This window comes from Sphingopyxis sp. Q841 (assembly GCF_052384365.1).
Taxonomy (GTDB): domain Bacteria; phylum Pseudomonadota; class Alphaproteobacteria; order Sphingomonadales; family Sphingomonadaceae; genus Sphingopyxis; species Sphingopyxis terrae_A.
Window position 1 is genome coordinate 626,438 of sequence record NZ_JBQSUM010000002.1, and the last position, 21,170, is coordinate 647,607.

A 21,170-nucleotide genomic window follows, 5' to 3' on the forward strand; every position below is an offset into this window, starting at 1 on the left:
GCCCGCTGTGCAGGAGTGGGACAGAAGCGCCTGAAATCGCTCGCCCCTCATAAACGCGACGTTTACGACGTTCGGCTAATGCTGATCCCTGATTTGCAACGGCGCCGGTCGCAAGAGCCGCCGCAACAGACGAGGATGCAGCCTTGAGCCAGTCGCCCCAGCCCCAGGCCCAGCCGCGCGGCATTGCCGAACTGCTCGACACGCTCGTCGCGAGCGAGGGAACGGGCGCGCACGGCCATGTCAAATCGGGTGCGCTGTCGAGCGGCCCCGACGCGATGCGCAACCTTGCCGACGCGGTCCATTTTCTCTGCCTGCTCCACGGCCGCTATCCTGGCATCGTCGACAGCGCGGCGCGCAAGGCGGTCGATGCGGCATCGCGCAAATGGATGGACGAAACCGCGCAAGCCTTTGCGCAGGAACGCGCCTTCCTGTCGAAAATCGCGGCCGCGGTCGGTCCGGTGCCGAGCACGCAAGGCCAAGCCCAGTGCGAGGCGGCGGTCGCCGCGCAGCGCAAGGCGCTCGACATGCTCGCTGAATCCGATCGCAATGGTTGCGCGATTGGCGCGGCGATCGCGCTGACACTCGATTGGCGGACGATCCGCGTCCTGCTCGACATCAGTGCCCAGCGGCTTGACATGAAAGTCCCACGCTGCACCCTGCCCGACCTGCGCGAAACCGCTCGTCTTGCCAATGCCGTCGCCGAAACACCGGCGGTCGAGCGCGCGATGGCCTTTGGCGCGCAGCAGCTCATCGCACAGCACACCGGCCTGTGGGATCTGATGGCCGCCCGCGCCGCCAGCCGCACGCACGCCTGACCGGGAACGTCCACGCCGCGGCAGCCGTGGCGACGCTCCGCTTGCACCCTTCCCTCGCGCTCGCTATGCCCATCCCGGTTGACGTTCACGTTAAGGGAAAGGGCGAGCCGCCATGCGCTTCGAAGGAACCAGCGCCTATATTGCAACCGACGACCTGAAGGTCGCGGTCAATGCCGCGACGATGCTGCGCCGCCCGTTGCTCGTGAAGGGCGAACCCGGCACTGGCAAGACCGTGCTGGCCGAGGAAGTCGCCAAGGCGTTCGGTGCGCCGCTGATCACCTGGAACATCAAATCGACGACCAAGGCGCAGCAGGGCCTCTATGAATATGACGCGGTTGCGCGTCTGCGCGACGGACAGCTCGGCGAAGAGCGCGTCCACGACATCCGCAACTATATCAAAAAGGGCAAGCTGTGGGAGGCGTTCACCTCCGAACAGCTTCCGGTGCTGCTGATCGACGAGATCGACAAGGCCGATATCGAATTTCCGAACGATCTGCTTCAGGAACTCGATCGCATGGCGTTCCACGTTTATGAAACCAACGAAACGGTGACCGCGCGCGAACGCCCGATTGTCGTCATCACCTCCAACAATGAAAAGGAACTGCCCGACGCCTTCCTGCGCCGCTGTTTTTTCCACTACATCAAATTCCCCGACCGCGACACGATGGCCGAAATCGTCGAGGTCCACTTCCCCGGCATCCAGAAAACGCTGGTCAGCCGCGCGATGGACATCTTCTACGACGTGCGCGACGTGCCCGGGCTCAAGAAAAAGCCCTCGACCAGCGAGCTCATCGACTGGCTGAAGCTGCTGCTCGCCGAGGACATGCCGCTCGAGGTGCTGCAGAACCGCGACGTCGGCAAAGCGATTCCGCCGCTGCACGGCGCGCTGCTCAAGAATGAACAGGATGTGATGCTGTTCGAAAAGCTTGCCTTCATGGCGCGCCGGCAGGGTAGCTGAGCCAGCCTCGCTCGCAAAGACCGCCGTTACAGCTGGTAGGCAACCTCGACGTCGCCCCAGCGGCGACCGTTGATGACCGCGGGCATATAGACGTTGCGCACCGTCACATAGTTGGTGCCGTCGCCTTCCTGGCGATACACCGACATGAAGAAGGGCGCGCTGCTGCGCTTTGCCGCCGCGTCTACATCGTCGAACAGGATGCGGCCGTTGCGACAATGCGCGGTGTCATGTTCCAGATCGCCCGTCGGCGCGCGCGAACATTCGGTGATATGCGTCGGCAGAAAGCCGTTCATGTCGCCCGCCGACGACATCTTGATTTCGGGATGCTGCGCCACGGTGCGGTCGAACAGTGGCCGCCAATGGGCGTCGGCCCAGTCGCAAAGGCTGGTACGGAAGCGTTCGGGGTTCGATCCCGGCACGCGCACATAATTGGTGTCGAACAATTGCTCCATCGTCAGCTCGCCGCGCGCGAGCGCTGCTTCGGCCAGGCCGACGAATTCGTCGCGGACCGACGCAGCCAGATCGACGATCGCGCTGTCCTGGGGGCTGACGCCGGCGGAAATCACCGCGTTGAACATGCGGTTCGACACATTTTCCATCGTCAGGATCGAATCGCGCGTCCTGTTCAGCGTCGCGCCATTGTCGCGCACCGATCCGACGACGCGGTCGAGCGCCTCGCGTACCTTGGCGCCATTGGCGTGAACCATCGCGCTCGATTGCGCGATACGGTCGCTCTGATCATCGAGCAGCGCGACGAGATGCGTCGCGTCGTGCAGCGCATCGGTGATCGTCTCGAACTGCGCCTCCGCCCGCCCCGACTGCTCGACCCCCGACTGGATTTCGGTGACGAGACCGGCGGCTTCGGTCGACAGGCTGCCGATCGAACGGCGGATTTCATCGGTTGCGCTGCGCGTATTCTGCGCCAGCTTCTTCACCTCGGCGGCGACGACGGCAAAGGTGCGGCCGGCATCGCCCGCACGCTCGGCCTCGATCGCGGCGTTAAGCGCGAGCATGTTGGTGGTCTTGGCAATCTGCTCGATCGACTGGCTGACCTGCTGCACCTGCTCCATCACCGACGCGAAATTGGTGACATGCGTGCCCAGCCGCGCGACCAGATCGATGACCGAGCGGAATTCGGTGACGGCGCTGTTGACGCGCTCGGCCCCGGCGTCGAGCTGTTCGCACGCGCGCGCCGACAACAGCTTCGCCTCGTCGGTCGAATCGGCAATCTGGCGCTGGTCGGCCTCCAGGCTGACGACATAATCCTCCAGCCGGCCCAGCTCCGAAATCTGGCGCTGCATCTGGTCGGTGGCGCGCTGGATCTGGCCCGCGGCATCGCTGCAGCCGACGGCAAGCTCGCCGCAGTCGCTGGCAACCGACTGGTCGAGATTCTGCGCGGCGGAACTGATCGGTTCGAATTTCATTGGCGCACCCACTTCTGACTCCGGGCGAACCTTGGCGCACATTGGTTAACGCCGCGTCAATGCTTGGTCGGGACCAGTTCGATCAAAGCCTTGCTTCGAGTTGGGCCAGCAGCGCCTGCACCGGCCGCGCCGCTTCGTCGGCGGTCCATCCCGCCTCGATCCGCGCGATACGGTCGAACAGGCGCTCGCTCGCCGCGACGATCCTCTGGAGATTATCGTCAAAATGCGCGCACAGCGCATGGTCGGCAGGAACTGGCGCGCCGATGTGCGCTGCGCTGTCCTCGGGACCGGCGCCGGGGTCGCCCGCGAACATGGCGCGGCGGTGGAGCAGCCAGGCGATGATGTGCATCAGCCGCGTTGTCGTCTTCAGCGATTCGCACGCCAGCCCGACCTGCAGGATCGGATCGCGCGCCACCGCCTCGAAATCGCGATGCGCGCGGAAGGCGGCATGCGCCTCGTCGGCGAGCAGCATCGCCTCGACATAGAGATTTTCGACCTGCGCGCGCTGCACCGGCTGCGTCGCCATGCCGTTCCGGATCGGTCCCCTGAACATCGGCATCGAATGCCACGCCACGCAGCGCCGCCGCAAGGACGCTAACCATGAATTTAGGGAGCGTCCCGTTTTGAATCAGGCGATTATGTCGGGCAGCAACTGATCCTCGCACCAGCTGATCTCGTCGCGCAGCTTGAGCTTGCGCTTCTTCATCCGGGCAAGCTGGAGCTGATCGGGAACCGTCGCGTCGCCCAGTGCGATGATCGCGGCGTCGAGATCACGATGCTCGAGCCGAAGCAGTTCCAGGCGCTGGGCGATTTCTTCCGCGTTCACGCCGCTTCCCTGCCACGATCACGGCCCGTCCGCAACGGGGACCATCTGGCCGAAACGCGACCATCCGGGCGGGACAAGCGGGTCGAATCATGTTTTACTCGGAGCTGCCAACCGAGTCGAAAAGGAGAATGGCCTATGAGCAGCTCGCACCTTTCCGCCCTGAAGTCCCGCCACGCGGACCTCGACGCGAAAATTGCGAATGAAGAGCGCCGCCCCGCACCGGACATGGCCTTGCTGGCGCAAATGAAGAAGCAGAAACTCAAGATCAAGGAAGAGCTGCTCGCCGAAACCTGAGGCGAGCAGAGCGCTATCGCCCGCTGATGCCTTTCGACGCGAAACGCATCAGCGTCGGCGGTAGAGCGAAGCCTTCTTGTCAAGCGCCGAAATATAGGCCGGGACGTCCATCTTCTGAACCACCTGCCGCCGCACCGCGTGCGGATCGATCGGTCGCTCGAAAGCCACCCCGAATTTGCCTTCGCCCACCCAGACGACATGCCCCGGCACAAAGCCGATATTGCGCAGTTCGATCTCGGCCGTTGCGCCTTGCGCGAGCCTTGGCACGACGGCCTCGGCCAGCATGCCACCCGCCGACAGGTTGCGCACACGCACCGTTACGGGCCTGGACTGACCCGGAAATAAAAGATTGGCCTGCATGAACAGGCTGTCGCGGTCGGCGCTGCGCGACAGCGAAGCGACCTCTTCGTCCAGCGTTGATGGTATGCGCGATTCCATGGCGACCCGTTCCCCGAATTGCGTTCGGAGCGACCCTAGGGCCCGGTACTTTACCGAATCGTAAACAGCGGCGCTTCTGTCCCGATTGGGATCAGTCTTCGCGCGAGATCCGCTCGTTGCGTTCGTGGCGTTCCTGCGCTTCCAGCGTCATCGTCGCGATCGGACGCGCTTGCAGGCGGGCGAGCGAAATCGGTTCGCCCGTCACCGCGCAATAGCCATATTCGCCCTCGTCGATGCGGCGCAGCGCCGAATCGATCTTCGCGATCAGCTTGCGCTGACGGTCGCGCGTCCGCAGCTCGATCGCCCAGTCGGTCTCGCTCGATGCACGGTCGGCAAGATCGGGTTCGCGCAGCGGACCGTCCTGCAAATGGGCCAGCGTCGATTCGGATTCGGTGAGGATCGACTTCTTCCAGGCGAGCAGCAGGTTACGGAAATATTCCTGCTGCCGCTCGTTCATGAACGGCTCGTCGTCGCTGGGAACATAATCCGAATCGAGATTGGACTTGGCTTCGCGGAGAGCGTCGGCGCCTACTTCGGCAACATTGGTCGGCATGAGGAGCGTCCAAGTCCTTTCCTGATCGCCTGGCTCGCCGAGCTTGGCGAACCAAGGATTGCGCCGGGCCTATAACCAGCCCTCCGATGCGATACAAGCGCGAAGCGGACCGCTTGCCCGCGCGCGGCTGAAGCGGTGCTGAACCGGCCCGGCGGAGGCGCACTCACGACAAGCCGCGCCCCAGCTCTCTCGACCGCCGCATGCCGCTGCAAATTAACCGGTTGAGGCCATTTGGCGTGAAACACGTATTGTTTTGGGACAGTTACGCGCATTTCGGTTGATTTCGCATATCAATTCCCGCTGTCGGACAGTCAAACGCGGTTAACGCAATTGCCGCGTTCACAAAGCTTTGGCCTTTTGGCGCTAGCGAAGGCGCGCACGGGTGTCGGTCAACGACAAGGGGCGCACCTGCAACGGGAAAGAGAGAGTAACCTATGTCTGTCCGAATGGCCCTCGCCAAGCTTTGTGCCTGCACCTGCGGCGGCGCGATCATCGGTAGCGGCGCGATGCAGATCGCCGACGTGCCGGCGGCGGCTGCGCAGGTCCAGAAATCGGGCTCCTGTTGCAAGAAGGTCGTGCGCAAGCGTTACGTGGCGAAGAAGCCCGTCAAGCGCGTCCGCCGCGTCGTCACGACCAAGCGCGTGATCCGTACCGTGACCCCGCAGCAGCAGGTCGTCACGCAAACGATCCCCCTGCCCCCGATCCCCTATGCCCCCTTCCCCCCGCGCGGCGAAGGCTTTGGCGGCGGCAGCAGCGGCGGCGGCGTGACCGTTATCGGCGGCGGCTTTGGCGGCGGCTTCGGCGGCGGTTTCTTCGGTGGCTTCTTCGGCGGCAGCTCGGGTGGCAGCAGCGGCAGCGTGGTTGTTACCTCGACCACCACCGGCGGCCTCAGCTCGACTACCAGCAGCACCTCGGGCGGCGTTTCGACGTCGACGGGCGGGGTGAGCACCTCGACCTCGACCGGCGGCGTTTCAACCTCCACGGGCGGCATCAGCTCGACCACGTCGACGGGCGGCGTCAGCACCTCCACCGGCGGCGTTTCGACCTCGACCGGTGGCGTCAGCACCTCGACGGGCGGCGTATCGACCTCCACGGGCGGCGTGAGCACCTCGACCGGCGGCGTTTCAACCTCATCGGGCAATGTCAGCTCCTCTTCGTCGAGCAGCAGCTCGTCGTCGAGTTCCTCGTCCTCCTCTTCTTCTTCGTCGTCGAGCTCGTCGTCGTCGGGCGGTGGCAGCTCGCACGGCAGCTCTGGTTGGGGCAGTTCGTCGAAAGGCGGCTCCTCGCATGGCAGCTCTGGCTGGGGCAGCTCGTCGAAAGGCGGCAGCTCGTCGCACGGCGGAAGCTCGGGCGGTTCGGGCAGCAGCAGCTCTTCAAGCTCGTCGTCGAGCAGCAGTTCCTCTTCATCGAGCAGCAGTTCGTCGAGCGGCGCGACCTCGTCGGGCGCGACCGGTGGCAGCAGCAGTTTCGGCGGATCGAGCAGCAGCTCGTCGTCGTCATCTTCGTCGAGCAGCAGCTCGTCGAGCTCATCCTCCTCGTCCAGTTCCGGCGGCAGCACGAGCAGCGGATCGTCCGGTGATCCAACCCCTGTTCCTGCGCCTCCGATGATGCTATTGTTCGGTGCAGCAGCAGCCGCGCTCGTCGCGCGCCGCCGCGCCGCGAATCGCAACGGCGACGAAGCTGACGCGGCCTAACGGATCCACTGGAGGTCATGGGGGGGGAGACCCAGACCACCTTCTGGGGGCCACTCTTAGGGGTGGCCCCCTTTTTTGCGTCCCGATGATATCCGCGCAGGGTTGCGCCGCGAAGGCAGCAACGCCATAGCGCGGCGATGCACGATATCCGCCTGATCCGGGAAAACCCGCAAGCTTTCGACGCCGGCCTCGCGCGCCGCGGCTTCGAACCCATGTCCGCGACGATCCTCGCCGCCGACGCCGAATTGCGTGCGCTCCAGACCGCGATCCAGGCATCGCTGGCGCGCCGCAACGAAGCGTCGAAACTGATCGGCCAGGCGATGGCAAAGGGCGACAAGGATCGTGCCGAATCGCTCAAGAGCGAGGTCGCCGCGCTCAAGGAAAAGCTCCCGGCAGAGGAACAGGCCGAACGCGACCGGCTGGCCGCGTTGCAAGACATATTGGCGGCGCTGCCCAACCTGCCGGCCGACGACGTCCCCGATGGCCTCGACGAAGAGGGTAATGTCGAAATCGCGCGTTGGGGAACCCCGCGCAGCTTCGATTTCCAGCCGCGCGAACATGCCGATTTCGGTCCCGCGCTGGGGCTGGATTTTGAGACCGCGGCCAAGATGTCGGGCGCGCGCTTCGCCTTTCTGAAAGGGCAGATGGCGCGGCTCGAACGCGCGCTCGGCCAGTTCATGCTCGACATGCAAACGGGCGAGCCGGGCTATCTCGAATGTGCGACCCCGCTGATGGTGCGCGACGAGGCGGCGTTCGGCACCACGCAGTTGCCCAAATTCCGTGAAGACCTGTTCCAGACCACCGACGGTCGCTGGCTGATCTCGACCTCCGAGATGAGCCTGACCAATGCGGTGCGCGAAGAGATCCTGCCCGAGGCCGACCTTCCCGTCCGCATGACCGCGCTCACGCCCTGCTTCCGGTCGGAGGCTGGATCGGCGGGGCGCGACACGCGCGGATATATCCGCCAGCACCAGTTCTGGAAGGTCGAGCTTGTCTCGATCGTCCGGCCCGAGGATGCGGACGCCGAACTCGAACGTAAGACCCGCTGCGCCGAAGCCGTGCTCGAAGCGCTCGGCCTGCCCTATCGCAAGATGCTGCTATGTGCGGGCGACATGGGATTTGCCGCGCGCAAGACCTATGACCTCGAAGTCTGGCTGCCGGGCCAGGGCGCCTATCGCGAGATTTCGAGCTGCTCGAACTGCGGCGATTTCCAGGCGCGCCGGATGAACGCCCGCTTCCGCCGCGACGGCGTCAAGGCGAATGAATTCGTCCATACCCTCAATGGGTCGGGGCTTGCGGTCGGGCGCACGCTCGTCGCCATCCTGGAAAATTATCAGCAAGCCGACGGCAGCGTCGATGTTCCGCCCGCGCTCTTGCCCTATATGGGCGGGATCACGCGGCTGGTGCCCTGATCCGTCATTGCGGGCGCAGCGAAGAAATCTCCAGCCTTCGACCAAGCGCAGATATTCCGCTGGAGATTGCTTCGTCGCTGCGCCCCTCGCAATGACACAAAGCCTGGAAAAGACATGCGCATCCTTCTGACCAACGACGACGGTTATCACGCCCCCGGCATGGCCGTGCTCGAAGCGATCGCGCGCCAGCTTTCCGACGACATCTGGGTCTGCGCCCCGGCAGAGGAGCAGTCGGGCGCCGGCCACTCGCTCACCCTCTCGCGCCCGGTGCGCGTGCGCGAGCATGGCGAACGGCGCTGGTCGTGCACCGGCACCCCGACCGATTCGGTGATGATCGCGATGGGCAAGCTGATGCCTGAAAAGCCCGACCTGATCCTCTCGGGCGTCAATCGCGGCGCGAACCTTGGCGACGACATCACCTATTCGGGCACCGTTTCGGCGGCGATCGAGGGTGCGCTGGCCGGCATCCCCGCCATCGCGCTGAGCCAGGTCTATGCGCGCGAAGGCATGGGTGACGCCGTGCCGTTCGAGGCGGCCGAGGCATGGGGCGCCAAGGTGCTGCGCCCGCTCGTCGCCATGGCGATGACGCCGCGAACGCTGATCAACGTCAATTTCCCCGCCATCCCCGCCGAAGCGGTGAAGGGCATCCGCGTCGTGCGGCAGGGCTTCCACGATTACAGCCGCGGCTCGATCGTCGAGGGCACCGACCCGCGCGGGTATCGCTATTACTGGTTCGGGCTGCACGGGATCGAACATTCGCCCGGCCACGACACCGACCTCGAGGCGATCGACGACGGCTATATCGCAGTGACGCCGCTGCAACTCGACCTCACCCACGACGCCTCGCTCGCCGCGCTGCGCGGCGCCTATGCCGTGCGATTGGCGTCGGATTAACCATAGTAGATTTCCCGGCGCGGCTCTGCCAAAGGACCGCGGTGGGGAAAATTCATCATTATATCGGCGCGTTGACCGGCGCCCTCGCCTTGTCGGCCTGTATTCCGGCCACCACCGCTCCGGCTCCGCGTGCGGCTGCACCGACGCAGCAGGCCCGAGCTTCCGACTTCGAGCGCGGTTCACTTGGCGAGGTTGTCGGCGGCGACGCGCGCCCGACCTGGGCGCTTCAGCGCGTCGCGGCCAACGCCCGCGATATTGCCGCCTCGACCTATGTTGTGCGTCCCGGCGACACGCTGCGCGCGATCGGCGCGATGACCGGCGCGGGGTCCGAGGGCATCGCGATGGAGAATGACCTTGCGCCGCCCTATACGCTGCACCCGGGGCAACAATTGCGGATTCCGGCGGGTCGCTACCACCGCGTCGCCGCGGGCGAGACCGGCATCGGCATCGCTCTTGCCTATGGCGTCGATTGGGGCGAGGTGGTGACGATCAACGCGCTTGCCGAGCCCTATATCCTGCGCGTCGGTCAGCGCTTGCGCCTGCCTGCTTCGGCCCGGCCGCTGACCCCTGAGCAGGTCGATGTCGCCGCGCGCGCCGCCGCCTTCCGTCTCGACATCGACGATATCATGACCGGCAGCCAGCCCGCGCTCGCCGCCAGAACGCGCCCCGCCGCCGCCAGCGCCGCGCCGCGCGCGCCCGTCACCACCGCCATCGCGCCGCCCGCCGCCTTTTCGGGCCGTTTCCAATGGCCGCTGCAGGGCAAGCTGATCGCACGTTTCGGTCCGCTTGCACCCGGCAAGGTCAATGACGGGATCAACATCGCCGCCGCGCGCGGGACGCCGATCCATGCCGCGGCGGCCGGGGTCGTCGCCTATGCCGGCGATCAGATTGCGGTCTATGGCGGCCTGATCCTCATCGATCATGGCGGCGGCTGGATGAGCGCTTATGGCCATGCGGCCAAGATCGACGTCCAGCGCGGACAGGCGGTCAAGGCGGGCGAGGTGATCGGCCTCGCCGGCGCCACCGGGCAGGTGCAATCGCCGCAACTCCATTTCCAGCTCCGCAAGAATCGGATACCCGTCGATCCGATGAAGCAGTTGCCGCCGCGATGAGCCGTCGTCCGTCCGACCGACTGAAGCTCCAGCACCGGTTTCAACCGCTGCGCCGCGCGAGCAAATGGCCCGTCTGGGCGGATGTCACCGCGCGGCTCGGCCTCGCCTTCTTGCTGATCGCCTTCGTCGTCCTCGTGCACTGGATCGATCGCGCCGGACTGAAGGACAGCCACGACGGCCACATCAGCTTCCTCGACGTCGTCTATTTCACGATGATTTCTGTCACGACCACCGGGTTCGGCGATATTGCGCCGGTATCGGACCGCTCGCGCCTGATCGAGGCGCTGATCGTGACCCCGATCCGCATCGCCGTGCTCTTCATCTTCGTCGGCACGGCCTATAGTTTCGTCATCAAACGCACATGGGAAAAATGGCGCATGGCTCGCATCCAGGCAAAACTCACCGATCACATCGTCGTTCTGGGCTTCGGCGTCAGCGGCGGCGAGGCGGTTCACGAACTGATCGCGCGCGGCACCGATCCCGCTTGCATTGTCGTCATCGATCCGTCGCACCAGCGCATCAATGCCGCCGAAGCGATGGGTTGCAACGTGCTGGAGGGTGACGCGTCGAGCGACGAAACCTTGCTTGATGTGCGGATCGCCCAGGCCCGCTCGGTGCTGGTATCGGCGGGACGCGACGACACCTCGATCCTGATTGTCCTGACCGTCCGCCATCTTGCACCGCAGGTACCGATCAGCGTCGTCATCCGGACCCAGGACAATGAATTGCTCGCGCGCCAGGCCGGCGCGAACGACGTCATTAACCCGGTCAGCTTCACTGGACTGCTGCTCGCCGGATCGGCGCAGGGTGCGCACATCGCCGACTATATGGCCGACCTGGCCTCGGTATCGGGCAAGGTGCAGCTCAACGAACGTCCGGTGCACCCCGAAGAAATCGGCAAGAGCATCGACGAACTTGCCAGCGGCGGCCGCGGCCTGCGCATCTATCGCGGCGGTCAGCCGATCGGTTTCTGGGAAGCGGGCGCAAAATCCCTGCAGAGCGGCGACATATTGGTCGAAGTCATCCCGTGCGAGGCGTGCGAAGCCGATTAGGCTTTAAGCCCAAGCAGCCGGCGCGTGACAAGGGCGCAAAAATCGCCTATGCGCGCGGCCGATCATGACAATCAAGACCCTCCCCGCCCAGCCGAAAGTTGGCATGGTTTCGCTCGGCTGTCCGAAGGCACTCGTCGACAGCGAACGGATTCTGACCAAATTGCGCGCCGACGGCTATGGCCTGTCGCCCGATTACGCCGGCGCCGACGTCGTGCTCGTCAACACCTGCGGCTTCCTCGACAGCGCGAAGGAGGAAAGCCTGGAGGCGATCGGCGAAGCGATGGCGGAGAATGGCCGCGTCATCGTCACCGGCTGCATGGGCAACGAGGCGGAGGTCATTCGCGCGCGTTTCCCCAACGTCCTCGCGGTCACCGGTGCGCATCAATATGAACAGGTTGTCGATGCGGTCCACGAGGCGGCGCCCCCGACGCAGGGGCCATTCGTTGATTTGATCCCCGAAGGCGGGCTGAAGCTCACCCCGCGCCACTACAGCTATTTGAAGATCAGCGAAGGCTGCAACCACAGTTGCGCCTTCTGCATCATCCCCGATCTGCGCGGCAAGCTCGTCAGCCGCCGCATCGACGCGGTGCTGCGCGAGGCCGAAAAGCTCGTCGCGGCGGGGACGAAGGAGTTGCTGGTGATCAGCCAGGACACCTCGGCCTATGGCGTCGACATCCGGCACCAGCCGCGCGAATGGAAAGGCCATGAGGTGCGTGCGCACATGACCGACCTCACGCGCGAGCTCGGTCAGTTAAAGACCGGCGAAGGTCGCGCGCCGTGGGTACGGCTCCACTATGTTTATCCCTATCCGCACGTCGATGCGGTGATCCCGCTGATGGCCGAGGGGCTGTTGACGCCTTATCTGGACATCCCCTTCCAGCACGCGAGCCCGAAGATTCTGAAGGCGATGAAGCGCCCGGCGAACGAAGCCAAGGTGCTCGAACGGCTGAAGGCATGGCGCGCGATCGCACCCGACATCGCGATCCGTTCGAGCTTCGTCGTCGGCTTCCCCGGCGAAACCGAAGAGGATTTCCAGTATCTCCTCGACTGGCTCGACGAGGCCCAGCTCGACCGCGTCGGCGCCTTCCGCTTCGAACCCGTCGCGGGCGCGCAGGCTAACGCCCTGCCCGGTCCGGTCCCCGAAGAGGTCAAGGAAGAACGCTATCAGCGGATCATGGCGAAGACCGCAGCGATCAGCGCCGCAAAGCTTGAAGCCAAGGTCGGCCGCACGCTTGCCGTCATCATCGACGAAGTGGGCGAAGCCGACGAAGAAGGCAGCATCGGCGCCACCGGCCGCAGCCAGGCCGACGCCCCCGAAATCGACGGGCATGTCTATCTGCGCGACGTCGCCGCGACGCTGAAAGCCGGCGACATCGTCGATGTGGTGGTCGAAGATGCCGACGAGCACGACCTGTTCGGGGTCATCGCAGGCTGATCACCCTCTTCCTGATGCGCACAAATTGTTGGAACGGCTTTCGCCGATCGATGTTATCTGACAGATAACGATCGGGATGGGGCCATGCACGCGATCAAGGGGCTGATTGTTGCATCATGTCTGGCGGCTACGCTCGCCGGCTGCGACCCTGCGAAGGGCGGCGACGAAGCGCCGCCGCACGCCACCGACACGGCGCCCAGCCCGTCGCAGACGTCGCTGATAGCGGTTCCGGTCAATGCCGACATCGCACCACTGAAACGCGAACTCGAACGCGCGATTCCAAAGACGCTGTGGACGATCAACCGGCGCGAAAAGGCCTGCGTCGAACCGCAGCGCGTGAAGCTGTTCGGCAAGAAGGTAAAGGTGACGCCGGCGATCCCCTGCACCATCGTCGGGCGGGTCACGCGCGGCGCACTGCGTATGCGGGGCGAAGGAAACGAGATCGTCGTCGATGTGCCCCTGAATGCGCGGATCAGCGCGCGCGATGTCGGCGGTGTGCTGAAGGGCGAAACCGCGACCGGATCGGCGATGGTGCATGCGCGCGTCCGCGTCGATCTGACCAGCGACTGGCGGATGCAGGGCAAGGCGCGGATCAGCTATGGCTGGACCAATCCGCCGGGCATCGACTTTCTGGGCCAGCGTATCACCTTCACCGACGAAGCCGACGAAAAGCTCCGTCCGGTGATCCGCGACGTCGAGCGCGAAGTGAATCGCGAGATCGCCCGCATCAACATCCGCGCCCAGGCGGCCGACATCTGGCGCCAGGCGTTTACGACAATCGAGCTCAACCGCGAAAATCCCCCGGTGTGGATGCGGGTCACGCCGCAGCGGATCCTCTTCGGCGGGTTCCGCGTCAACGGCCTGCGGCTCGACCTCAATCTCGGGGTCGAGGCGGTGACCGAAAGCTTCGTGTCGAACCGGCCGCAGAATCCGGCGCCGACGCCGCTGCCGCAGCTGGTGCGCGAAATGCCCAAGCCCCATTTCGACGTGCGCGTGCCGGTGATCGCCGATTATGCGCAGCTCGAACCCGTGATCGCGCGGTCGCTCGCCAAACGATCGCTGCGGCCGTTCGACCTGCCCGCCGTCGGCCCCGTCGATGCCCGCTTTGGCAAGCTCGCCGTCTATGGCGCTCCCGACCACAAGATCGCGGTAGGCATCGACATGGACGTGCTACCGGTCGGCGCGAAGCAAGCGCCCACCCGCGGCCGCGTCTGGCTGACCGCGCGTCCGGTGAACAAGCCCGGATCGGCCGAGGTTCGCTTCACCGATCTGCACGTCGAGGGCGACACCAACGGGATCAAGGGCGACATCTTCGTGCTGTTGGCACAGCAACCCGATTTCGCGCCGATGATCGCCGACGCGCTGACCCAGAATTTCACCCGCGATCTCACCGAACTCGAAGCCAAGATCCGCCGCGCGATCGACCAGCGGCGCGAAGGCGACTTCGTCATCCGGACCCGCATCGACAATTTCGAAACCGGCGAGATCAAGGCGTATGGCAACGGCCTCTACCTCCCCGTCCGCATGGTCGGGGCGGCGAGCATCGACTATCGCCCGGCAAAATGATCAGAACAGGCGCGTAAGCGAATAGAAGAGTGCTGCAACGATCGCACTCGCCGGGATGGTGATGAACCAGGCGACGACGACGTTGCTCGCCACGCCCCAGCGCACTGCACTGGCGCGGCGCGCGACACCGGCGCCGATGATGCTGCCGGTGATCGTATGGGTCGTCGACACCGGGATGCCGAGCAGGCTGGCGGTGAACACCATGATCGACCCGCCGGTCGAGGCGGCAAAGCCCTGATGCTGCGACAATTTGGTGATGCGGCCGCCCATCGTCTCGATAATCTTCCACCCGCCCGACAAGGTACCGAGACCGATCGCGATATAGCAGCTGATTGCCACCCAGTGCGGCACATGGAAATCGCCGGTCAGATAGCCGGTCGAATAAAGCAGCACTGTGATGACGCCCATCGTCTTCTGCGCATCGTTGAGCCCGTGGCTGAGCGAATAGGCGGCCGACGAAACGAGATGCAGGCGGCGGAACGTGACCTCGGCGAATTTCGCGGTCGAACGCCGGAACGCCCAGCTGCTGAGCAGCATCACGAGCATCGAGAGCAGCATGCCGAGGAGCGGCGACAAGAAGATCGCGATGACCGTCTTGTTGAGCCCCGACCACTGGATGCCCTCGAATCCCGAATGAGCGATGCCCGCGCCGACGATGCCGCCGACGAGCGCATGGCTCGACGAGGACGGGATGCCCTTCAGCCAAGTGACGACATTCCAGAACATCGCGCCGACCAAGGCGCCGAACACCACCGCGGGCGTGACCAGATCCTTGTCGATCAGCCCCGCGCCGATCGTTTCTGCCACCTTGTGCAATTGCGGAAAAGCGAGGCTCAGGAAATAGGCCGCGAAGTTGAAGAAGGCGGCGAACATCACCGCCTGCACGGGCTTCAGCAGCCGCGTCGCGACAACGGTCGCAATGCTGTTTGCGGCGTCGTGCAGGCCGTTCAGAAAGTCGAACGCCAGCGCGAGGAGGACCAGCCCGACGAGAAGAGGAAATGCCAGTTCGTGCATGAGCGCCCGCCCCGCTTACGCGTGGTCGATGACCAGACCGTCGATTTCGTTCGCGACATCCTCGAACCGGTCGACGACGCGCTCGAGGTGGCTGTAGAGTTCGCGCGCGATCATGAAGTGGATCGTGTTCGACGCACCATGTTCCTTGAACAATCGCTTCAGCCCCGCCGCGTGGATCTCGTCGGCATGCCCCTCCATGCGGACAAGCCGCTCGGTGAGTTCGTGCAGGCGGGTGCCGTTCGCGGCGACATTGCGCAGCAGCGGCAGCGCCTCGACCGTCAGCCGCGCGGCATCGACGATGATCGCCGCGATGTCGCGCATTTCGGGGTCGAACTCCTTGACGTCGTAAAGGTCGATCGCGCCTGCGGTCTTCTGCATCTCGTCGATCGCGTCGTCCATCGAGGCGATGAGGTCGGTGATCGCGCTGCGATCGAAGGGGGTCAGGAAGGTACGGCGAACGGTCTGCAGCACCTCGCGCGTGATCGCGTCGGCGTCATGCTCGCGCTCGACGATCTCCTGGATATGGTCGGCCATGCCCTCGCCGCCCTGGAGCAGCCGCGCCAGCGCTTCCGATCCCGCGGCGAGCGTCGCCGCATGCGCTTCGAACAGGTCGAAGAAATTGCCCTGCCTCGGGAGCAGGCGCTGGAACCAGGCAAACATGCGATTGACCCCTGTCTTTTCCGCAACGTTGAACATGACCCCCGATCGCTGCGCCGCGACGCGAAAGCCGCTGTCGCCGAACGACCGGATAAGGGCCTGAAGATCGGGTTCGTCGACCGCCCCCGCGGCCTCGTCGAAAGTGAACCAGCGCCGCTCGCGCTCGTCCATTTCCTTCCATTCGGAAAGCTCCCGCGTCACGGCGAGCGGAAACACTTCGACATTGTACATGATCGCGGCGCCGTTCGCGCGGCGCTTGCGATATTCATAGCTGCCGATCGAGGTCGGGCAGACCGCGCCGATCACCCCCGCCTCTTCTTCGGCCTCGACCGCCGCCGAAGCGTGGCGGTCCATCCCGGTCAGCGGATTGCCTTTCGGGATCACCCAGCGGCCCGTGCCGCGCGATGTGATGAGCATGATCTCGGTGGGGCCATCCTTGCCCACGCCCGCGAATCGATAAGGAAGCACCGCAATTTGACGCATAAACCGGCCGAAATCCTAAACTACCGCCGGAGCCGCGGTGTTTCATTGCCATTCGGTGACGCCCCTATGACAATATTGTGACAGCGGCAATGGCGCATTGGCCGCGATGCCCTTTCCGTAAACGTCAATTCGATTGCAAAATGCAACGCTGTGCGTAAGCTGCGACCTTAAAGACAAATGGGAGACGAAATGATGGCAGGCATGGACAGCCCCGTGGATCAGGACGTTCTGATCGTCGGCGCCGGCCTTTCGGGCATCGGCATGGCCGCGCATCTCCAGATGCACAGTCCCGGCCGCAGCTTCGCGCTGGTCGAACGGCGGGCCAATCTGGGCGGCACCTGGGATCTGTTCCGCTACCCCGGCATCCGGTCGGACAGCGACATGCACACGCTGGGTTTCGTCTTCGAACCGTGGCGGCACGAAAAGTCGATCGCCGACGGCCCTTCGATCCTCGAATATCTCAACCGCATCGTCGACGAGCGCGGCATCCGCGAGCATATCCGCTTCAACAACAAGGTTGTCGGCGCCGACTGGGACAGCGCCGCCGCGCGCTGGACGGTGACGATGGAGGACGACAAGGGCGCGGTCAGCACGACGACCGCGCGCTGGCTCTACCTCGGCTCGGGCTATTATGATTATGACGAGCCGTTCGACGCCAATTTCACGGGGCGCGAGGATTTTGCGGGGCAAATCATCCACCCGCAATTCTGGCCGAAGGATTTCGACTATTCGGGCAAGAAGGTCGTCGTCATCGGATCGGGCGCCACCGCGGTGACGATCGTCCCGTCAATGGCGGACAAGGCCGCGCATGTGACGATGCTGCAACGCACGCCGACTTGGTATGCCATCCGTCCGGCAAAGGACGGATTCGCCAATTTCCTGCGCAAGATCCTGCCCGAAAAGACCGCCTACCGGCTGACGCGCTTCAAGAATATCCGCCTGCAGGACATCGTTTTCCGCCGCGCGCGCGAAAAGCCGGAAAAGGTTGCGGACTTCCTGACCAAGAAGCTGAAGCAGGCGCTCGGCGACCGTTACGATCCGGTCGCCTTCACCCCGCCCTATAATCCGTGGGACCAGCGGCTCTGCCTCGTCCCCGATGCCGACTTTTTCGAAGCGATGAAGGCGGGCAAGGCCTCCGTCGTCACCGATCATATCGAACGCTTCGACAAGACCGGCATCCTTCTCAAATCGGGTCAGCATCTCGACGCCGACGTCATCATTACCGCCACCGGCCTCAAGCTCGCGGTCGCGGGCAAAATCCCCGTCCGCGTCGATGGCGAGCCGGTCGCGTGGAACGAGCATTTCTATTACAAGGCGTGCATGTTCTCGAACGTGCCGAATTTCTCGGTCGTCTTCGGCTATCTCAACGCCAGCTGGACGCTGCGCGCCGACATCGTGTCCGAATATGTCTGCCGCGTCCTCAACCATATGCGCGATACCGGCACGACGGTCGCGACGCCGCTGCTCGCCGATCCGACGAGCCTGACCGAAGAGAATATCTTCGACTTCTCGTCAGGCTATATCCAGCGCGCGCTCCACATCATGCCCAAAAATGCCGACAAGCTGCCGTGGCGGCTCAGCCAGAATTATGTCCAGGACCGCATCGACATGCGCACCGGCCCGGTCGATGACGGCGTGCTCAAGTTCGGCAAGGCGGCGTCGGTATCGAAGGAGGCATCGGCCCCGGCCCTCGAAGCCGCGGAGTAATCGGCGGGTTCGGTTTTCGCCATATCAAAGGATTGGTGGCGACCGGTTGCAGTCACCTTCTTCATCGTCATCCCGGACTTGATCCGGGATCCATTGTTTCGACGCTGCGTGAATGGATCCCGGATCAAGTCCGGGATGACGAAAGAAGGACCATACAGCGCCACCTTGAGGAAGTGGCAGCGTCCGCCTCCTGACCCCAAAGCCGCCGTCGGCCGCTTCCAGAACCCCCTTGAGCGCCTTCTAATCGACGTGATCCGGCTTCCCTTTGGTCGATCCCGACGCAAAGTCTTCGAGTTCCTTTTCGCTCATCGAATCGTACATCTCCTTCGACGCACCCCGAAGCTCCGATTTCGGCGTATCGCCGCGCTTCGCGCTCAGCGCGGCGCCGGCGGCCTTTTGCTGGGCCTTGGACTTGGCTGGCATCACATGTCTCCTGCCTGCCCCCTCGTCCGACAAACGCGTGACCGGCGGTTTCAGTTCAGCGGCAGAAAATCGCGCTGATACTCGGGCTTCACCACCTTCACCAGCGCGCCGGTCACGGGGACGTTGATCTTGTAATTGCCCTCGGCATAGGGGCCGATCTCATAGGGCGCGATGCCGATCGTCAGCCGGTCGAGATATTTGCCGTCCGACGATCCGAGCCACACCGTCTGAGTCGAAGCGGCGGGACATTTTTCGAAGATGCCGTCGGGATCGTCTGAAGGCGCAATGCCGCGCGCGGCCTTGGCGCGCACGATCGCATCGCAGAAAGGCTTGCGGATCGCCGCGTCGAACGCTTCGCCGCTGGTAAACAGGTCGAGCGGCTTCAGTCGGATCGCGCGGTTGCGGTCCCAGATCAGCGTGTCGAAACTCGTCATGCCGTGCGCGCCGCCGGTATAGGTCGAAATATCGCTCGACAGGCTCAGGAAGCGCGGCGTGTTCGTGACCCGCTCCCACGCCTGCAAATGGCTGTGCGCGTGATAGGGAAAGCCCTCCTTCTTCGCCGCGTCGCGGTCGCGCGTCGCATCGTCGATCAGCGCCTCGCGCTTCTTGGCGCGATCGTTGTCGAGCCATTTCGCAAGGTCCGGAATCGCGGCGGCTTCGCGCGGATAGCTATAAGCGAATTCGATGAGGTCGCTGCTTTCCTTGACGTCCGAGGCGGTCGCAGCCTTCGCCGCCACATCGTCGGCGGCGCCCGGCGGCGCGCCCGGAACCGACGCCGCCGCGACCTTTTCGGCCGGGGTCGGTTCGGGCTCCTTCGAGCAGGCGGAACACAGGGTGGCGGCGATCAGGACGATCGGAAGGCTTTTGCTTGTCATGACAGCTCCAACGCGGGGAATCGACAAAGTTTCCGGGGAAGCCTAGCAGAATTTGCATGACCGATTATTCCGACCTGATCCAGCCCGACAAGGGGCAGGATGCGCGCACGATCCACCTTGTCGACAAGAAGAGCTATGACGACTGGCTGAAGAGCCGCAGCGCGCGCGAACGCGCCGCGCTCGCCGCCGTCCGTTACACGCCCGATGGTTACGCCCATGCTATCCTGCCGGGCGACGACGCCGAAAGCTGGTCGGTCGTCACTGCGGTCGCCAATGTCGACAATCTGTCGGCCTGGTGCCTCGCCAAGCTGGCGCCCCTCTTGCCCGAGGGGCGCTACCGGCTCGACGGACGCCAGCCCGGCAAGGCGCTGTTCGGCTGGATGAGCGGTCAGTATCGCTTCGATGCCTATCGCAGCAAGGAAGAGGCAGGCAGCGGCCCGCGCGTGCTTTTGACCGCCGATGTCGGCGCAATCGCGCCGATGGTGGCCGAAATGCGCGCGACCGCGCTCGTCCGTGATCTGGTCAACACGCCTGGTGCCGACATGGGGCCCGCCGAGCTTGAAAAGGTGGCCGAACGGATCGCCAAGGCGCATGGCGGCAAGCTGACCGTAACCAAGGGCGAAGCGCTCGAACAGGGATATCCGATGATTCATGCCGTCGGGCGCGCCGCGGCAAAGCATCATGCGCCGCGGCTGATCGAAATTCATTGGGGCAAGGCGGATCACCCGCGCGTTGCGCTGGTCGGCAAGGGGATCAGCTTCGACAGCGGCGGGCTCGACATCAAACCTGCATCGGGCATGCGGTTGATGAAAAAGGATATGGGCGGCGCTGCGCATGTGCTCGCCCTGGCGCAGCTCATTATGGAAAGTGGCCTGCCGGTGCGCCTCCACTGTCTGGTCGCCGCGGCCGAAAACGCCATCTCGGGCGATGCCTTCCGGCCCGGCGATGTGCTGAAGAGCCGCAAGGGGCTGACGATCGAAATCGGCAACACCGATGCGGAGGGCCGCCTGGTGCTCGGCGACGCGCTGACCAAGGCGGGTGAGGAAGCGCCCGAACTGCTTGTCGATTTCGCGACGCTGACCGGCGCGGCGCGGGTCGCACTCGGCCCCGACCTGCCCGCGCTCTATGCCAATGACGATGCACTCGCCGACGATCTGCTTGCCGGCGGTATCGATCGCGACGATCCCGTCTGGCGCATGCCGCTGTGGGACGGCTACGCCGATCTGCTCGAAACCGATATCGCCGATCTTGGCAATGCCGGTTCCTCGTCGTTTGCCGGTTCGATCACGGCGGCCTTGTTTCTCAAGCGCTTCGTGCCCGACGGCGCCGCCTGGGCGCATTTCGACACCTTCGCGTGGCGACCTTCTGCAAAGCCCGGGCGGCCGAAGGGTGGCGCGGCGCTGGGGCTGCGCGCAGCCTGGGCGATGTTGCAGGCGCGCTATGACCGGCGCGCCAAAGGTTGAACATCCTTGATAAAACGCCGCGCGCTGCGCTAATGGCGCGCGATTGTCCGCGGTGGGCGGATCGACCGGAAAACA

Annotated in this window: 21 protein-coding genes; 11 read left to right on the forward strand and 10 right to left on the reverse strand. The window is 64.6% G+C overall.

Features of this window, described 5'->3' with window-relative positions; all coding sequences use genetic code 11:
* Window positions 1-143 precede the first annotated feature (143 nt).
* Together ACT17R_RS13305 and ACT17R_RS13310 are read left to right on the forward strand one after the other, a co-directional pair.
* A complete protein-coding gene (locus tag ACT17R_RS13305) occupies window positions 144-815 on the forward strand; it encodes a DUF6975 family protein (protein ID WP_062902076.1) in 672 nt (223 codons plus the stop codon).
* A gap of 112 nt (window positions 816-927) precedes the next feature.
* Window positions 928-1,773, forward strand: a complete 846-nt coding sequence (locus tag ACT17R_RS13310) for an AAA family ATPase (RefSeq protein WP_003047362.1) — start codon at window positions 928-930, stop codon at window positions 1,771-1,773.
* 26 nt (window positions 1,774-1,799) lie between these two features.
* Here the strand turns inward: ACT17R_RS13310 and ACT17R_RS13315 are convergent, their stop codons facing one another.
* The 3 genes from ACT17R_RS13315 to ACT17R_RS13325 form a co-directional block, all read right to left on the reverse strand.
* Window positions 1,800-3,197: a methyl-accepting chemotaxis protein gene (locus ACT17R_RS13315; RefSeq protein ID WP_062902075.1), complete on the reverse strand. Its 1,398-nt coding sequence runs from the start codon at window positions 3,195-3,197 to the stop codon at window positions 1,800-1,802.
* Window positions 3,198-3,279: 82 nt separating this feature from the next.
* The gene (locus ACT17R_RS13320) at window positions 3,280-3,750 is read right to left on the reverse strand and encodes a DUF1465 family protein (RefSeq protein WP_238929651.1); all 471 of its coding nucleotides are present in this window, start codon (window positions 3,748-3,750) and stop codon (window positions 3,280-3,282) included.
* Window positions 3,751-3,825: 75 nt separating this feature from the next.
* Window positions 3,826-4,023, reverse strand: a complete 198-nt coding sequence (locus tag ACT17R_RS13325; RefSeq protein WP_062902073.1) for a YdcH family protein — start codon at window positions 4,021-4,023, stop codon at window positions 3,826-3,828.
* A 135-nt stretch (window positions 4,024-4,158) separates the two neighbouring features.
* Between ACT17R_RS13325 and ACT17R_RS13330 the strand changes: the two genes are divergently transcribed.
* Window positions 4,159-4,317, forward strand: a complete 159-nt coding sequence (locus ACT17R_RS13330; RefSeq protein WP_003047371.1) for a YdcH family protein — start codon at window positions 4,159-4,161, stop codon at window positions 4,315-4,317.
* A gap of 48 nt (window positions 4,318-4,365) precedes the next feature.
* On the opposite strand, the gene ACT17R_RS13335 is transcribed toward ACT17R_RS13330, so the two are convergent.
* The 3 genes from ACT17R_RS13335 to ACT17R_RS13345 all read right to left on the reverse strand — a co-directional run bounded on the left by ACT17R_RS13335 (window position 4,366) and on the right by ACT17R_RS13345 (window position 6,977).
* A complete protein-coding gene (locus tag ACT17R_RS13335) occupies window positions 4,366-4,755 on the reverse strand; it encodes a PilZ domain-containing protein (protein ID WP_062902072.1) in 390 nt (129 codons plus the stop codon).
* Window positions 4,756-4,846: 91 nt separating this feature from the next.
* The gene (dksA, locus tag ACT17R_RS13340) at window positions 4,847-5,308 is read right to left on the reverse strand and encodes an RNA polymerase-binding protein DksA (protein WP_003047377.1); all 462 of its coding nucleotides are present in this window, start codon (window positions 5,306-5,308) and stop codon (window positions 4,847-4,849) included.
* 706 nt (window positions 5,309-6,014) lie between these two features.
* Window positions 6,015-6,977, reverse strand: a complete 963-nt coding sequence (locus ACT17R_RS13345; protein WP_444809601.1) for a hypothetical protein — start codon at window positions 6,975-6,977, stop codon at window positions 6,015-6,017.
* A gap of 162 nt (window positions 6,978-7,139) precedes the next feature.
* On the opposite strand from ACT17R_RS13345, the gene serS reads away from it, so the two are divergent.
* The 6 genes from serS (at window position 7,140) to ACT17R_RS13375 (ending at window position 14,473) form a co-directional block, all read left to right on the forward strand.
* Window positions 7,140-8,414: a serine--tRNA ligase gene (serS, locus tag ACT17R_RS13350; protein WP_444809602.1), complete on the forward strand. Its 1,275-nt coding sequence runs from the start codon at window positions 7,140-7,142 to the stop codon at window positions 8,412-8,414.
* Between the two features lie 114 nt (window positions 8,415-8,528).
* Window positions 8,529-9,308: a 5'/3'-nucleotidase SurE gene (surE, locus tag ACT17R_RS13355; protein WP_062902069.1), complete on the forward strand. Its 780-nt coding sequence runs from the start codon at window positions 8,529-8,531 to the stop codon at window positions 9,306-9,308.
* Between the two features lie 41 nt (window positions 9,309-9,349).
* The gene (locus ACT17R_RS13360; protein WP_062902068.1) at window positions 9,350-10,420 is read left to right on the forward strand and encodes a M23 family metallopeptidase; all 1,071 of its coding nucleotides are present in this window, start codon (window positions 9,350-9,352) and stop codon (window positions 10,418-10,420) included.
* Window positions 10,417-11,472 carry a potassium channel family protein gene (locus ACT17R_RS13365; protein WP_062902067.1) on the forward strand — a complete coding sequence of 352 codons (1,056 nt, stop codon included), beginning with the start codon at window positions 10,417-10,419 and terminating at the stop codon, window positions 11,470-11,472. The genes ACT17R_RS13360 and ACT17R_RS13365 overlap by 4 nt, the downstream gene beginning before the upstream one ends.
* A 64-nt stretch (window positions 11,473-11,536) precedes the next feature.
* Entirely contained in the window at window positions 11,537-12,907 is a 1,371-nt protein-coding gene (gene rimO, locus ACT17R_RS13370) for a 30S ribosomal protein S12 methylthiotransferase RimO (protein WP_444809603.1), read from the forward strand.
* A gap of 84 nt (window positions 12,908-12,991) precedes the next feature.
* Window positions 12,992-14,473 carry a DUF4403 family protein gene (locus ACT17R_RS13375; protein WP_444809604.1) on the forward strand — a complete coding sequence of 494 codons (1,482 nt, stop codon included), beginning with the start codon at window positions 12,992-12,994 and terminating at the stop codon, window positions 14,471-14,473.
* Here ACT17R_RS13375 and ACT17R_RS13380 read toward each other — a convergent pair whose 3' ends face one another.
* Entirely contained in the window at window positions 14,474-15,487 is a 1,014-nt protein-coding gene (locus ACT17R_RS13380; protein WP_062902064.1) for an inorganic phosphate transporter, read from the reverse strand.
* A 15-nt stretch (window positions 15,488-15,502) separates the two neighbouring features.
* Complete coding sequence (locus ACT17R_RS13385) at window positions 15,503-16,627, reverse strand: DUF47 family protein (protein WP_162928274.1); 1,125 nt, start codon at window positions 16,625-16,627, stop codon at window positions 15,503-15,505.
* Window positions 16,628-16,804: 177 nt separating this feature from the next.
* Between ACT17R_RS13385 and ACT17R_RS13390 the strand changes: the two genes are divergently transcribed.
* Complete coding sequence (locus ACT17R_RS13390; RefSeq protein WP_062902063.1) at window positions 16,805-18,334, forward strand: flavin-containing monooxygenase; 1,530 nt, start codon at window positions 16,805-16,807, stop codon at window positions 18,332-18,334.
* A gap of 240 nt (window positions 18,335-18,574) precedes the next feature.
* Here ACT17R_RS13390 and ACT17R_RS13395 read toward each other — a convergent pair whose 3' ends face one another.
* Both ACT17R_RS13395 and ACT17R_RS13400 read right to left on the reverse strand, forming a co-directional pair.
* A complete protein-coding gene (locus tag ACT17R_RS13395; protein ID WP_058813468.1) occupies window positions 18,575-18,757 on the reverse strand; it encodes a DUF3008 family protein in 183 nt (60 codons plus the stop codon).
* Window positions 18,758-18,807: 50 nt separating this feature from the next.
* On the reverse strand, window positions 18,808-19,632 hold the full coding sequence (locus ACT17R_RS13400) for a DUF3298 and DUF4163 domain-containing protein (RefSeq protein WP_062902062.1): 825 nt from the start codon (window positions 19,630-19,632) through the stop codon (window positions 18,808-18,810).
* A gap of 56 nt (window positions 19,633-19,688) precedes the next feature.
* Between ACT17R_RS13400 and ACT17R_RS13405 the strand changes: the two genes are divergently transcribed.
* The gene (locus ACT17R_RS13405; protein WP_062902061.1) at window positions 19,689-21,095 is read left to right on the forward strand and encodes a leucyl aminopeptidase family protein; all 1,407 of its coding nucleotides are present in this window, start codon (window positions 19,689-19,691) and stop codon (window positions 21,093-21,095) included.
* Window positions 21,096-21,170 lie beyond the last annotated feature (75 nt).